Source organism: Streptococcus sp. 2018162, from assembly GCF_019754175.1.
Lineage (GTDB): Bacteria > Bacillota > Bacilli > Lactobacillales > Streptococcaceae > Streptococcus > Streptococcus hashimotonensis.
Map to the genome: position 1 here is coordinate 38043 of NZ_JAIJZP010000001.1, position 14936 is coordinate 52978.

15 protein-coding genes and 2 pseudogenes are annotated in these 14936 nt (G+C 41.3%); 16 read left to right on the top strand and 1 reads right to left on the bottom strand.

Annotated elements, in window-relative coordinates:
* The first annotated feature begins 4 nt into the window (after nucleotides 1-4).
* From K5Q22_RS00190 to K5Q22_RS00265, 16 genes and pseudogenes are all read left to right on the top strand, one after another.
* The gene (locus K5Q22_RS00190; RefSeq protein WP_205013444.1) at nucleotides 5-376 is read left to right on the top strand and encodes a hypothetical protein; all 372 of its coding nucleotides are present in this window, start codon (nucleotides 5-7) and stop codon (nucleotides 374-376) included.
* The gene (locus tag K5Q22_RS00195) at nucleotides 363-1883 is read left to right on the top strand and encodes a T7SS effector LXG polymorphic toxin (protein WP_221868553.1); all 1521 of its coding nucleotides are present in this window, start codon (nucleotides 363-365) and stop codon (nucleotides 1881-1883) included. Before K5Q22_RS00190 ends, K5Q22_RS00195 begins: the two co-directional genes overlap by 14 nt.
* Before the next feature lie 4 nt (nucleotides 1884-1887).
* Nucleotides 1888-2562 (top strand): hypothetical protein, encoded by a 675-nt coding sequence (locus tag K5Q22_RS00200; protein WP_205013442.1) that lies wholly within the window; start codon nucleotides 1888-1890, stop codon nucleotides 2560-2562.
* A gap of 24 nt (nucleotides 2563-2586) precedes the next feature.
* A complete protein-coding gene (locus tag K5Q22_RS00205; protein ID WP_205013441.1) occupies nucleotides 2587-2886 on the top strand; it encodes a DUF4176 domain-containing protein in 300 nt (99 codons plus the stop codon).
* Nucleotides 2887-3209: 323 nt separating this feature from the next.
* Nucleotides 3210-4538 carry a hypothetical protein gene (locus tag K5Q22_RS09680; protein WP_253219421.1) on the top strand — a complete coding sequence of 443 codons (1329 nt, stop codon included), beginning with the start codon at nucleotides 3210-3212 and terminating at the stop codon, nucleotides 4536-4538.
* 17 nt (nucleotides 4539-4555) lie between these two features.
* Nucleotides 4556-5107 carry a hypothetical protein gene (locus K5Q22_RS00215; RefSeq protein ID WP_024411718.1) on the top strand — a complete coding sequence of 184 codons (552 nt, stop codon included), beginning with the start codon at nucleotides 4556-4558 and terminating at the stop codon, nucleotides 5105-5107.
* A gap of 144 nt (nucleotides 5108-5251) precedes the next feature.
* The gene (locus tag K5Q22_RS00220; RefSeq protein WP_024411719.1) at nucleotides 5252-5458 is read left to right on the top strand and encodes a hypothetical protein; all 207 of its coding nucleotides are present in this window, start codon (nucleotides 5252-5254) and stop codon (nucleotides 5456-5458) included.
* A 322-nt stretch (nucleotides 5459-5780) separates the two neighbouring features.
* Nucleotides 5781-6086: a DUF4176 domain-containing protein gene (locus K5Q22_RS00225; protein ID WP_024383283.1), complete on the top strand. Its 306-nt coding sequence runs from the start codon at nucleotides 5781-5783 to the stop codon at nucleotides 6084-6086.
* Nucleotides 6087-6427: 341 nt separating this feature from the next.
* A pseudogene (locus tag K5Q22_RS00230) lies at nucleotides 6428-8179 on the top strand (FtsK/SpoIIIE domain-containing protein); the annotation flags it as partial.
* 13 nt (nucleotides 8180-8192) lie between these two features.
* Nucleotides 8193-8558: a hypothetical protein gene (locus tag K5Q22_RS00235; protein WP_029172850.1), complete on the top strand. Its 366-nt coding sequence runs from the start codon at nucleotides 8193-8195 to the stop codon at nucleotides 8556-8558.
* Nucleotides 8559-8572: 14 nt separating this feature from the next.
* A complete protein-coding gene (locus tag K5Q22_RS00240; protein ID WP_205013440.1) occupies nucleotides 8573-10786 on the top strand; it encodes a hypothetical protein in 2214 nt (737 codons plus the stop codon).
* A gap of 19 nt (nucleotides 10787-10805) precedes the next feature.
* Nucleotides 10806-11780, top strand: a complete 975-nt coding sequence (locus tag K5Q22_RS00245) for a hypothetical protein (protein ID WP_032504884.1) — start codon at nucleotides 10806-10808, stop codon at nucleotides 11778-11780.
* A complete protein-coding gene (locus K5Q22_RS00250; RefSeq protein WP_024407292.1) occupies nucleotides 11773-12108 on the top strand; it encodes a hypothetical protein in 336 nt (111 codons plus the stop codon). Before K5Q22_RS00245 ends, K5Q22_RS00250 begins: the two co-directional genes overlap by 8 nt.
* A gap of 78 nt (nucleotides 12109-12186) precedes the next feature.
* Nucleotides 12187-13032, top strand: coding sequence for a hypothetical protein (locus K5Q22_RS00255; RefSeq protein ID WP_024407291.1), 846 nt, complete (start codon nucleotides 12187-12189; stop codon nucleotides 13030-13032).
* A 148-nt stretch (nucleotides 13033-13180) separates the two neighbouring features.
* Entirely contained in the window at nucleotides 13181-13636 is a 456-nt protein-coding gene (locus K5Q22_RS00260) for a hypothetical protein (RefSeq protein WP_024407290.1), read from the top strand.
* Between the two features lie 79 nt (nucleotides 13637-13715).
* Nucleotides 13716-13949 (top strand): annotated as a pseudogene (locus K5Q22_RS00265) (DUF6572 domain-containing protein); the annotation flags it as partial.
* A 116-nt stretch (nucleotides 13950-14065) separates the two neighbouring features.
* Here the strand turns inward: K5Q22_RS00265 and K5Q22_RS00270 are convergent.
* Entirely contained in the window at nucleotides 14066-14935 is an 870-nt protein-coding gene (locus tag K5Q22_RS00270; RefSeq protein WP_205013439.1) for an RluA family pseudouridine synthase, read from the bottom strand.
* Nucleotide 14936: the final 1 nt, after the last annotated feature.

Genomic DNA, 14936 nt, shown 5'->3' on the forward strand with positions numbered 1-14936 from the left:
GTTTATGGCTGAAACAAAGAAAATAGATACACTGTACACAGAGGAAAGAAAAACACAGGAACGCTTAGATGACTTGGTCCGTTCGAAGCATCATTATCAGATGTTGGAAGAAGATGTCGTCAATGGTCGTGGGGAGGTCCTGCTTCATTTACGCGAGATAGAAGCTCGATCTCCTGATTCAAGGGAAGTCTGTGAACTCATAGGACTATTTGAGGATGGAATTCGTGGGGTTTCACAGAGCATCATCACCCATCAGGAAAGCTTAACTAAGGAAGAAGTGCGGCTTCAGAGGGTTTTAGACGATTTATATTATGAAAGGCAGAAACTCAGTTTAGGGGCTTCTGCGGGGAAGGAGGAAGAGAATGGTAAAAGTTAATCTTGTAAGTATGAATACTCATATTTCCTCAGTAAAGGATATATCAGGGCAACGGATTGCCAGCCTGCAACAAGTAATCAGTTCCTTGGACCAATTTTACAGTGCTGGTAGTTTGCAGGGTCAGGCTTATACCAATGCCAAGGATTTTGGTCAAGATGTTTTAAGGTCCTTGGCCCAGGGCTTGATTCTCTATTCAGAAGAGTTGAGTCAGAGTGCGAGCCAACTTGGGAGCTTATATAAGTCCATTGTAGGGGATGAAAGCTTGGATGAATCGGTTTTGCGTGCCAACATCGCCTCTTATCAAGCCAGTCTTGCTCATCAGTCTTATATTTACAATCGTTTGATGGGAGAGGATATCCTTAATTTTCGCTCACTTAACAGTCTCCACAGTGCTATGAGCATCACCAACAACAGCCTACAGAAAGAGCAGGAGAAGTTGGACAGGCTCTTAACCTTTAATAGTCAGTCTGCCTCCGTTTTTTCGGACTTGGCTCGACTTAAACAGTCTATCACCAGTGGCTTTTCGGAAGTCCGAAGTAGTTTTGGGCAACACGCTAGTCAGGGTGGTTTCAGCATCCCCGACAAGATGGCTTGGAAAAAGGATCTTGATGATAGGTGGAAGGAACGTGTTGATGCCATTCGGTCTGGATATGAAGCAGTTGTAAGGAAAGCGGAGAAGGGCGAGGAGTTGACAGAAGAGGATATTCGTGTCATTAACCGATATGTACATGAAAATCCGCATCTGACTCTTGCACCGTCTATCCAGAAAGCTACGGAAGTTTACGCAATCATTCGAAAATATGAGGAAGTAGTAAAAAAGTTAGAAAATGGAGGAGAATTAAGCAAGGAAGATATTGCTAGCATTGAAGATTTTATACAGGAACGTCCAGACTACTTGCTTGACTCGATAGTTAGTAATGCGCTTATGGTTCATGAGGTTGGGGGTGCTAGCTCTTATGCTAAAGGTGCTAGTTACCTAAGTACTGGAAGTTTAGCTGGTACGGAGGCCCTTGCTAGTATTAAGAAAATAAAGAATGGAACTTGGTGGCGTAAACCAGTTTCTACAACGTACTCTAAAACTGGCTATAAAACTTGGAGACAGGTTAGTGGAGAAGTAAGTCGTTTTAAGAATGTTAAAGTGGCTAGGAGTGCAGATGAACTGATAAATGGTGCTGGGAAAATTGTCAAAGGTGGTGGGGCGAAAGGAGCTCTCAAGAGTGTTGGAACTCTGGGAGGCGCTTTGGCTATATTTGATGGTGTTACAACTTACTTTGACAGAGTTGATCAATATGGTACAGTTAATGCGACAGTTGATGGAGTTGCTCACACTGCAACTGCTGTTGGCTCAATTTATGTTGGTGCTGCAATAGGTTCTTTGATACCAATACCAGTGGTTGGCACAATCGCAGGAGCTGCCGCAGGTTATGTGTTTGGAGGTATAGTGAATACACTATACGATGGTTTAGTACGTAATGATTGGGACGGGGATAACTGGGCTTTATGGTGAGTATATGTTTTTAAGAAAAATTATTTATATTGGTGAGTCTGAAAATGGTGCAGTTTATTTTGATACGGAGAGGCAATTAGCACTGTCAGCTCCCAAAAGTCAACTGCTCAATACAGAAGGAGCTGGTAAGGTTAACCGCTTTATCCCTCTATTGGTGGGTTTTCTTATCGTAGGCGGTGGGACCAGTTTTTTCACGGTTGCCAACCCATTTGGAGGTCGTTATAGCTATGGAACTTTGATTTTTTTAGGGGTTACTTGGCTTTTTGAATTTATTGGTATGGTATGGCTTTTAGAGAGAGCACTTTATAAAAATGTTCAACAAGCACAACCTACCAACCGACAAAACTTTAGGGTGGCGGTTTATAATAATCTAATCTGGCGTAATTTTAGTGATAAAAAGGTGACAACTGGTAAAATAGTAGTTTGTTGGCTTTTTGTATCGATGATATTTTTAGTAAATATTGCTTGTTTCCCTATATTTCAAAATACAATTTTGCCGTTAATTTTGAATAGTTCAAGTATTGGTAGTGAAATAATAATGCTATCATTATTGGGGATTATGCCTTTCAGTTTGGTACTTCTAATCTGGCAAAATAATCCAATACGTTTCATGAATCTTGTAGGTAAATACCAAAAGCGAGAGATTAAATGGGGTAAGGAATCCAAGGCTAAAGATTAATTTGTAAGTGGAAAGGAATAGAATATGGTTGAAGAAATTTTGCCGTTAGGCAGTGTCGTTACATTAAGAAATGGAGACGGCACAGAGTTGGTAATTATTGCAAGAGCAAGTATAGTCGTTGAAAATGATGAAGAAATCTATTATGACTATGGTGCGGTTTTGATTCCTCAAGGAATGATGACCCCTGACAATGTTTTCTTTTTTAATAGAGAGAATGTTCAAGAAATTAAATTTAGAGGTTATGAAAATAACGATGAAAAACTATTTGCTAAACAATATAATCAAATGATTGAACATTCTCCATATCCCAAAGGAACTGTTTAGTTTACAAGTTGTTAGTCATAAGATTAGAGTTTAAACTGTCCAGTAAACAGTTGGCAGGAGTAGAGTATCCATTTAAGAATATGACGCATACAAATTATTGCCTAATTAATAACAGAATCCAGACAAGGTCAACTTGTCTGGATTTTTTGGTATAATGGAAGAGTAGATTCTTCATTGATAAATAAACTGAGAGGCTAGACCTGGTCTAAAGCGGAGCTTGTTTGGAAGATGGGGTTAGGATGACTATTTTATTCCAGTTTTGAAACAGGAAGGGAAGCTCGGCAATTTCCCCAAAATATCCTAATCGAGAGTATGAATCGGTTTTGCGTGCCAACATCGCCTCTTATCAAGCCAGTCTTGCTCATCAGTCTTATATTTACAATCGTTTGATGGGAGAGGATATCCTTAATTTTCGCTCACTTAACAGTCTCCACAGTGCTATGAGCATCACCAACAACAGCCTACAGAAAGAGCAGGAGAAGTTGGACAGGCTCTTAACCTTTAATAGTCAGTCTGCCTCCGTTTTTTCGGACTTGGCTCGACTTAAACAGTCTATCACCAGTGGCTTTTCGGAAGTCCGAAGTAGTTTTGGGCAACACGCTAGTCAGGGTGGTTTCAGCATCCCCGACAAGATGGCTTGGAAAAAGGATCTTGATGATAGGTGGAAGGAACGTACCGAGCGGATGAGAGATACTTCTAGTCCAGCGGATTTCAGGAAGTTGGAGGAGAGGGAAGCAGCCCAGACTGAAGCGTTTAATACAGTTGTCAATAAGCTTAATAGTGGGGAACAACTTTCTGAGGCTGACATTAATACTATATTAGCCTATGCTTCAACCCATAGAGAAACTGAGTTACCTGATAATGTTGTCAAACTAATCTTAGCAACAACATTATCAGCCTCTGGAGTTGAGGATAGTGACTTAGAAGCAAGTCTTCAAGAAGTTTGGAATCAGTTGAAAGAAAATGTTTCGGTTGGTAGTATTACATACGATATTATTACTTCATCTTTGGAAGAGATAGCAGATAATCCCTCTGCTTCTCTACATGCTATTAATGCTGTTTCAGGAAATCTATCACAGTCCATCGATGACCTTGCTTTACAGGCTAATAATTACTTTAGTGTTCGAACACCGTATGGAAATATACAATATGCTAGCTCGATGGTAGATGACCTTGCGTTTTCTGGTACGCAGGCTGTAACGAATAATGCCATTCGAGCAGGCTCTGTGGTAAATTTTCTATCACGAAATGCTGGGTTAATCAAAACGCTTACAATTGTGTACGATTATGAAAGTCAAGTTAGCGAAGGAACCAGTCGGACAAATTCAGCTATTAAGACAGCTGCACATGTAGGAATTAGTTTTTCTGCTGGAGAAGTTGGAGCTATCGCTGGAGCAAAAATTGGTGCAGCGATTGGTACTGTTGCAATTCCTGGTGTAGGGACTATAACTGGTGCGGTGTTAGGTACTATAGCAGGCTTCGCAATAGGTATAGGGCTATCTATTGTAGGAACAGCCGTATTTGATGCAGTATATGACACTTATATAGGAGAACATGTTGACAATGCAGTAGACAAGGCTAAAGAAATTGTTGAAGATGTCGGTGATGCCGTATCTAGCTGGTTTGGTGGATTAGGTTCTGCCTTCGGTTGATTGGAGTAAGAGGTTATATGAAAATTAATCCAAATAATTATTTTGTAATAGGGGGATTTGGTCAAAAGTCTGTTTTTATTAGTAAAGACTACACGTTGCCTTATTATGTTAGTCAAAAAGACGTAGAGGTTAGAAGTGGTGTGATGAAAGTACCAACTGGTGTGACGTTTGCAACGACGATGTTGATCCGAAGATTGGATTCAAGGAACATGACCCCAAATCCAATTTTTCTGTTAATTGGTTTTGTTTTGGTCTATTTTTCGGTTGAATGGGTTCTTCGACGCTATGCAGAGGAGACACACGATGTTGATGTGTATACTTTTTCAGATGATGAAGCTCTTCTAACATTTGTCAATGAAAATCAAAAGCGTAACAACAAGATGCTGTTGATTCTAATTGTTTTACTCATTTTCACTCTTCTATTCGGATTGCTTTACTTTAAAATAAACTCATTTCTATTCCTTTTATTCTCAGTACTGTCATTTTTTTGCTTTGCGTTATGGTCAAAAAATCAGATTTTCAAGCGTATGTTTATTTTACATAAAATTAAAAAAGAGCTTATTCGATGAAATATTTATCATCTATGACACCTATATAGGAGAGCATGTTGACAATGCAGTAGACAAAGCTAAAGAAATTGTTGAAGATGTCGGCGATGCCGTTTCTGGGTGGTTTAATAATCTCGGTTCTGCAATCGGTTAGAAGGGGTAAATATGAAAGTCAAATTAAGAGATTACCATGTTATTGGTGCAATTGGAAAACGTGCGTTACTAATCCACAAAGATTTACAGAAGCCATTCTATATTGCTACTGAAGAAGATGACACAGAATCAAATGGGTGGAAAATTCCAGCGGGTATGACTTTTGCGGTAACAGTTTTGATTCGAAAAATTTTCAAGCGAGTTTACCACTTTTATTAGTTGGTTTCTTGGTTGTCTTTTTATCAGTCGAATGGATTTATCGAAAATTCCCTCATACTATTTTGGAAGTGGAAGAATATCATTTTGAAAACATATCGCTTGAAGAAGTGTTAATAGATGCTACGAAACGGAATAATACCTTAATAAAATTTTTTATAGTATTTTTACTAGTAACATTGATTTTTGCTATTTTGTATTTAAATATGCATCTATTTATTTTCCTTTTTCTTTCGTTGGGGATGTTCGTTTGTACAGTACTTTTGGCAAAATACCAGATTTTCAAGCGCATGTTTGTTTTACATAAAATCAAAAAGGAGTATATATGATGAAATATTTACCAATTGGAACGGTTGTACAGCTAAATAATGGTCAAGTCAAATTAATGATAGTAAGCCGATTCCCCCTATATGATAATCAAGGAGAAATTGGATATTTCGATTATTCAGGATGCATTTATCCTCAAGGAACAGCTGATAACCAGTTTTATTATTTTAATGAGGAAGATATTAAAACAATTTGGTTTGAAGGCTATGTAGATGGTCAAGAAGAAGAATACCGTAAAATTGCTAGGAATGAAGTTGGTAAGATAACTTATCCTAGATTTACTTTAGAGAATATCAAAAATTAGGTAGCTTTTCAAAGGCTATTCCGATGACGAAGAAAGTCGATTTATGGAGATCTACGGACAATGGGAGTCTGATTTACAAATTCCCCGTAAACAAGTCAAATAAGACTTTGATTTGAAGTAGGACCATTTCGGTGGTTTACTCAAGTTATTTCTATCCAGACAAGATTACCTTGTCTGGATTTTTTGGTATAATGGAAAGGTAATATTCTTCCTTGACACATAAGAAGCTAGGCTAGACTTTGTTTAAAATGGAGGTAGAAAAAGCAATGAAATACAGGTCACTAGGTTGTTTTTCTCTTTGAATAAAGTGAGTAGCTCTGCCATTTTTCAAAAAACAGCCCCTCTTCAGTCCTCACTATGAGGTCTTGGTGACGGATGAGAAGTTGATTTTGGACCATGTCATCATGGAGTTCTTCACAGAGGATCCGACGGAGCTGGGCTGTAGCCTGGTCTTTGTGCAGGATGTTCTGTCTTCTCTGTCTGAGAATATCAAGACCATCATTAACATCAAGGATCGAAACACTGGTCAGCTAGTCATGGAGGAAGGTCAGTTGCGTGAGATTGACTTTGCCTTGGACCACTTCCCAGTCGGCTATGATAAGGAGACCTTGGTGCGCCGTTTAGCTCCGCTTAACCACCTACAGAACCTCAAGTCTTCTATCCCTGAAACGGTGACCTTTATGGAGATGTATGGGGCTCCAGCGACCGGTAAGACTACTTTCTTACAGACTACGGTCTTGGATCTAGCTCGTCACTATAGCCCATCTGAACTCCATATCTATCTGATGGACTTTGGGACGAGTGGTCTGGTTCCAATGGGGGATTTACCACATGTGGCGGATGTCTTCCTCTTGGATCAGGGAGAGAAGATTGGTAAGTTTATCCGTCTTTTGGAGAAGGAGATCAACCGTCGCAAGAAATTGCTTACGGAACATCGTGTGGGCACCTTGTCCATGTACCGTCAGTTGACAGGACAGGTGGAGCCACGTATTGTCATTGCCTTGGATAGCTTTGAGTCTATGAAGGATGAGAGTTTTGAGGCAGAATTACTCAAACTCTTGACCCGCATTTCTCGTGAGGGTCAGGCCATTGGTCTTCACCTTGTGGTGACGGCTAGTCGTCAGGCCAACCTTCGTGCGACCTTCTACTCTAACTTCAAGCACCAGTTGACTTTGAAGCAACACGATAAGACAGAAGTCCGCAGTGTTGTTGGGTCTACTGGTCTTGCGGATATAGAGGATATTAAGGGACGTGCCCTCTATAAGGGAGAGGAGGTTTATAGCCTCCAGTTGGCACTTCCCCTTCGTGTGGACCACGACATAGAGCTGGTGGATCAGATGCGTGAGGAAGTGAGTCGTCAGAAGGCTGCTTGGACGGGTCAGGTTCCAGAAGCTATCCCAATGGTGCCAGAGGAGCTGACCCGAGAGGACTTCCTCAGTCGTGCTAGTGTTCAGAAAGCCATCGCCTCTGGTCAGATTCCACTTGGACTGGATCTGGAGACGGTGGAGGCTGTGAGTTGGAAGATTAACAAAGGACCACTTCTGACATTAGGTGACCAAGCAGAGCAGGTGTCAGGCATGATGCAGGAACTAATCGCAGTTCATCAAGAAGCTCAAAAGTCTATGCTTGTTTTTGCACCAGAATTGCATTCGCTAAAGGTTGAGTCAGGAGTAACCGTATTGACCAGTGTAGAAGCTATGCATGAGATGATTGAAGCTTTGGATAAACGGATCCAAGAGCGCATGCAGAGCGAAGAAACAGGTCACGATCTAAGCATATTCCTCTATCAATTGCCAGAATGGGTCGGTCAGCTTGACGGGGAACATCAAAAACTCTTGGTAGAGATTTTAGAAAAAGGTCATAAGGTTGGCTACGGAGTTCTTGTCTTTAGTGATATGAGCTTGAGTAGGCAATTGGATAGTGTATCAAAAGCGGTCAAGACCGTTGGTCAAGCTGTTTTGAGTATGAAATTAAGTGACCAGACAATCGTCACCGCCAGCAACAAGCCTCTTCGAGAGTCGAATTTAGGACCACAAGAAAGCTACTATATTGTAGATAAGCAAGCGACGAAGATAAAGGTTAGCGTAGGATAGAGAGGAGGTCGTAATGGGAAAAGCAGAGATACGTGCAAATATTTCTTATTACAGAGGTCAAAGAAACAAATTGAGAGGAAAGATCGCCAAGTTGCGAAACGCTCGGATAAGGCTTTATCAAACAAGTACCACGGTCAAGTATGTTTTGAATAGCCATGAGGCTATCAAATCACAATACCATCTGGCAGGAACTCCCTATCTGGAAATGACCGATAGGGAGAAAGAGGAAACCAAGTCAGTAGAACGGTATTTCAAGACCCAGAAAGAATTCTTTTTAGAGGAGATTGATCGGAAGATTAGTCAGTATGAAACCAGTATAGCCTCTTATGACCGCTCCATTTATATGTTACAAGAGGCATTGGCGATGGCAGATGATTAGAAGAGGAGGGAAGTATGGCACGAATAAGTGTAAGTAATTTATCAGGCTTATCCAATTTTGGGAGCTCGATCAGCCGTTTTTCGGATAATTATCGAAGTGCAATAGGCTCCACTTATCGCAGCTTCCAGATGAAAGTGGATGGGGAGCAGGCTGAGGCTATTTCAGCCTTTTTGGCCAAGTTGAATCAGGTTCAGGCTACGGTTTTTGACACCTACCCGACCGTCCTTGATTCTTATGCGCAAGCAATTAGTCACTATGAGGATCGATTGAGAGGGCTGGGCTTTCAGACTAGAGCCTGGACGGATGATGCAGGGGCTAGTAGCGTTTCAGGAAAGTTGACTGGTGAACAAATTGATCACATTCAGGAGGTTAAAAATAAGCTTCAATCTGCCATGAATCAGGCATCGGATGCTTTAGATATTAGTGATTTTTCACTGAATGGAAAGGTTTCTGGGATGGAAGCAAATCTGATGGAAGCAGGTCGTCGTCGGACAGAGATGGACCAGAGGCTTCAGGAGGCCTATGAGTCCTTTATGAGGGATTTGGATCTTGTCATACAAAACTTTGAGAGTTTAAAGGGACCGTTGGCTAATGCGCAGTCTGTGATCCAGATTCCAGCAGCAAGCATTGCGACGGCGATTCAGAATGGGAGCTTGGCACCGGGGGAGGTCGTTCCGTATCTGGATGCGGTGACATCAAAAACGGATGCCCAAGCCTTAGAGGCAATCATAGGTCCTTATCCAGGAGATGTGATGGCGGTCAATCCGAATGCCATCAGCGATTCCATGTATAGTGTCATAGCAGAGGAAATCAATCAGTGGACTGCTCAAGGTGGAGTGGCTAAGCTAAATCATCTAACAATCGCCATGAGTGTCAATGATGTGGGTCAGAATGATATTTTTACTAATCGCCTCTTGATTGTGGAGGATATCAAAGCTGTCACTTTGTTAAACCAGATGCATGAGCTTTATCAAAACAAACCTGTTTATCCAGACGGTGGCAATGCCAAGGAGATAGCGGATTATCAAGCCCAGATGGCACTCTATGAAATTGAGATGGAAGCCTATGAACACCAACTTGAAACCTTGAACAAGGGGACAGGTCTGGTCAATAGTTTACAGTTTTTACGTATCGGCATCAGCAAAGAGAAAAAAGATTTTGGAGTCGAAGGTGCACCAGATATTCATGACTATACCCAGATTGGTGCCAAGATTTCTATTGACAAAGGGAATGATATAACATTTGAAGTGCATCGCAACCATCTTAACTCAATTTATGGTACGCCAACCATTCAGATGTGGAATAATATGGGACAGAGGAAAAGTGAGGAATATATCTCATCCTTAGGCGAAAGTCGTCTTTCAAGTTTGGGTGGAGAAGTTGATCAGCGCCTTTTTGAATTAAAACAAGAGAGGATAGAGGCTAAGAAGGAACTGACTTCCAATACAATAGAATCGATTGTTAAAGGTACAATCTCCCTTCATCCATATGGAGCTATGGCTCTTCAGGGAGCAGAGGCCTTGGCATCGCTTTCTGGAACGGATAAGGCAGATGCCGCTTCTAAGGGTAAGGCCATTGCGGATAGTTCCTACGAGAAGGTCAAGGAACTTTACAAGAACAAGACAGGCCAAGACTTGGAGCCAGAAACCATCCAGAAATATTCACAGGTAACTTCTAAGGGGCTTGATGTGGCAATCGAAATCCTAGGGCATCAGCAACAGTTTGAACAGTTGATGGGAGAGTTGGATAAAAAAGGCGATGAAGCTACTCAAGACTTCTTGAAGCTCTTATTCGACCAGGGAGGCTGGAGTATTTCCACTGATACCGAAGATCCCTTTGGGCAGCTGGATAGCCAAGGTCAGAATGGTAGTGTTTACCCAAGCAAGAGTGTGGCTAGCACCTCTAGCTACTACGACTTCAATGCCTATCAGCGTCTCAGGGAGTTTGACGATTATGGCTTGACCAAGTTTGCGGAAGAACAAGGCATCAAAGAAGAAATATTAGATGACATACTAAGTTCGAATGACCCAGAGTTACGAGCCTATCTGTTGGGTCAGGAGACCTATCTCGATCCCAAGACCCAGACAGAGAAGCCAGTGGATCTGAGTCTGTCTACCATGTCGGCAGACCAAGTGGTTGAGTTTAAAGAAGTTGCAGAAAAAATAGGAGAAGATAACTTGGATGCTTTAAATACCTATATGGAAAACCACTATGGAGATAATAGATGATGAAAAGGAGGAGTATTCGATGGAAAAAAACAAGTTTTTTCACAAAGTAATAGGGCTACTTTCCCTTTGTTTCCTCCTGTCAGCCTGTACAGAAGCACATGCCGTAAAGCCTGAGGAAGATAAACTCTTTAAGGATTACATTATTACCCCAGTCTTAGAGGTGGAAGACTACCGCTTTGTGGCAGATGGGAATGGTATCGTCGTTGACTGGAAGGTGACCAATCAGGATGAGGTGGAACAAGCGGGAAGTGAAGGTTCAGAATTTCCAGCCGCCAATAAGAATTATCTGATTCGAAAAGTCCTTAAGAAGAGAAGTCGCTACCCGGATCCAACGATCAAGGAGTTGGGAGAGGATGAGTATATCTACTTGGATGTCTATGATCTGAGAACACCGAGCCTAACGAAGAAGCGGATTGACCTTGTGGAGGTCAGTCTGGCCTATCTGCAGGATGAGAACTACAAGGTCTATGGTGCAGGGAGATTTGACAATCTCTTTCAGATTGGCGAGTCCAACTATACCTACATTTCCGTTGGGAAGGATGGTATAGAAAAGGGGCTTCTACTTAATCTGGATACAGGCCTGGTCGAGGGGGAAGCACCCTATACAAAGCCACAACTAACCAACCGAGAATACTTTAACTTGAGTACTTATGTAGAAGGAGAATCTCAGTTGTTGTTTATAGGTGATGGGTCAAGAAAGACCGAGCTCTATGATGGCTCGATCAATCTGAGGGATGTGGATGTCCATGCGGCTGTCATTCTTGACCAGGAAGATGCGGAAGCTTATACGCTCTATGAGGTTGTGGATAATACAATCGTCAATCAAGAGGGAATCATAGCGACAGAAGAGTTGTTTATGAATAGCGGTTTGAAGTTCTATGATCAAGCTTACCTAGATGGGATTTCGACGTTCGACGGTGAAGACCACCGGATTACTAAGTTCGAGGACATCGCGACCTATGCCAAGAAGCCAGAGGAGTACAACAATGACTAGTCAAAAGAGTATCAACCCTAACCAGATTTTGAGCATCAAATCCAGCTATGAGGATATGTCTGGGATGATCGCTGATAGCGCAGACTTTTTCGATTCTGATGATGCTTCGAAAGAAAAGGTGGCCTCCACTACTAGTCGGCTTAAGTCAGTGAGTCAAGAGATTGTTTCGACAGTTGAGCAGTTGGATGGCTACTTGAACATGGTGGCAGAAGCCTTTCGTCAAGCAGATCAGTCAATTGCCAATTCCATCGAGGAAAGTCTGGTGAACGGAAAGGAATTAAGAAAAAGAGATATAACTAAGAGCTCATCCTATCAGATGTTGCCATAAACCAATCCAGACAGGATTATCTTGTCTGGATTTTAGGTATAATAAACAAATATTATAATCTGATAAGGATGAGTAAAAATGAAAAAAACAGTATGGAATGCCTCTTTAGAAGAGAGTATGAATCTTGTAACGGATAAATATATACAGACTTCCCTAGAAGATATTGAAAAAAATGGCTACAAAAAGAAAATTTTGGGATTTTTAACGGTCGAGTTTTTTATGTTTTTATTTTCCTTTATTGGCCCCTACTCTGATAAAGAAGTTGGGAAGATACTATATGTAGATGCGGAAATTCTATTCTCAATCCCACTTTGGTTAGGCCTTGTTGTGATTGTTCTTTACTTATTTGATACAAGGAAGATACGCCACAGTCGAATTTTATCTTATTACTATTTTAATAAGAATATGTTCTTGATGATGAGTTTACTTAATTTTCAAGCAATTGTTCTATTTACTATTGGTTCAGCTATGTTTTTTGGTTCGCTAATTGCAGTCATTCTGAACCTGTCTATCATAATTTTTGTAATCGTAGAAAGATACCTATGGTTTAAGAAGGAAGTTTTGAATGGCTTATATGGAAACCAATCGGTTTCCAATCCCTTAAATGATGTGATGGAGAAGTTTGTTGTCTTAGGGAGGAAATATGGTGGCTTAATCGTCTTTCCCTTCGTTCTGTTTCGTCTCTTTTTACCTAATAAAGGTGAAGGGATTTATGAGAATGATATTCTAAGAAGTTTAGTCATGATTTTTGGGATTGCTGGGCCTATATTACTTTTCTATTTTTCAGTAGCAATAGTGTTTAGTTGTATTCAAGGATTTTATATTAATAAATATATGGAAGACTATCGTATTCTCTCAGGATATAGCATTGAAGACTGGTATGGTAAAGAATCCAAGCGATATAAGGAAAGTTTGGGAGAGTAGGTTTTGTTTAAATCGTCTTAATTTACTTTTGGTTTATGGCTAAGTAATGGATTCAAAAATCCCAAGTTACATAATTTTTTTGATGCAACTTGTAAACCCAGACAGGGTCAAGTTGAAAATTACCAAAGAAATAGAATAGGAGAGTAGGATGCAAAAAGAAAAAATGACAGTAGAAGAGTTCTTACAACTGAAGAAGGATGCTCAGGTATCCTTGATTCTGTTTATTGTTTTTGGGCTGGTCTTGTTTTCAAGTATGCTTTATATTACAGCAATTGGTGCAAGAACACAAATGTACAATTCTATAGGGATTACAGTGTTTTTATCTGTGGCCATGACAGCTTTTAGACCCTATTTTTTACCAAAAAATATCTTAGAGAAAAAACAACCTGAGCTGAAGCAGTATTCGACAGAGGGCTACTCAGTTTCTAGTGCCTTTCTAAAAAGGGTTTTTCTAGTTTATTCGGTTGCGATTATTGTGGTTGTTTTCGGTTTTGCCTCTGCCTACGCAACTCGGGTTGAGACCATTCTTCCCGATGATACCTTACCAAGTCTGGAACAGAAGTCTATTATCGAGCAAAAATTGGAGGGCAACAGTAATGAGTGATGAGTATTTGCTTAGTTGTATTATCAATAGTCGTGAAAAGCTTGCAAAGTATAAACGAGTAAGGAATACTATTATGAGTCATAATCTTCATACTCAACGTAGCCTATCTGGTCTCCAATCCTACATTGAGCATTGTCAGAAGGTCATTGATAGGATCGATAGTCAGGAAGGATATGGGGATGACTTTACAGAAAAGGTTATCAACCTGACTTTTCAGTATGCCCCATCAGACAATGGTCTTGCTTTCCTTGTGCAAGTTCAAAAAGTATTACAGCCGACAGATATTCGTTTGAAGGTTGTTGTGCCAGAGTAGAGTTTTAAGTCCAGACAGGGTCAACTTGTCTGGACTTTTTGGTTAGTGGAAGCATAAAAAAATTCACTGGATTAGTCCAGTGAAATAGGGATATAGAGCTCTAAGGGTACAGCTATTTATTTCATGTTTTTCAAGACTTTCTCAAAACTCTCCGATCGTGCTTCCACGCTGATTTCTTCGAGTGTCAGTGGATGCGTTAAGCTGAGTTTTTGGGCGTGGAGCATGAGGCGGGGGGCAGCGACTCGACTGTAAAGCGGGTCACCAATTAGGGCATGACCATGGTGGGCTAGGTGGACCCGAATCTGATGTGTCCGCCCTGTCTGAAGGCGACAGGAAACGAGACTATTTTTGCCAAGGGTCTTCAAGAGGCGGACCTGGGTCAAAGCTCCCTGTCCCTTGCGGTTGTCGACCACCCGCTTTCTGCGGTCGTGTCGGTCCCGTCCGATTTTATCAGTGATAGTCCAGTCTGTCTTTCTTAGCTGACCTTGGCAGAGGGCCAGGTAGTCACGGTAGATGACCTTGTCCTCCAAAAGCCGATTGAGAATGGGCAGGATAAAGGGATTTTTGGCAAAGAGAATGGCTCCGCTGGTTTCCATATCCAGCCTGTGGACCACATAGCAGGTCTGACCGACATAGGCGGATACATGGTTGAGCAGGGCGATTTCCGTCGGCTCATTGCCGTGGGTTTTCATGCCTTCGGGCTTGTTGACGATAATCAAATGCTCATCTTGATAGAGTTCCTCCACCAAGTTCGCCTGCCCCAGAGGGATGCTTTTTTCAGGATAATCTTCCTGGTCAAAGGTCAATTCTAGCAGGTCGCCTGCAGCAATCGGACTCTGCCAGTTTATCAGCTCTCCGTTGACACGGACATGCTTCTTGGTACGGAGGAAGTGGCGGATTTTTCTGGGAATGAGAAAATAATCTTCCAAGACTTCCTTGACAGTCAGTTGTGGAAAGGCTTGGGGAATGCGAATGTCAATTTTCATC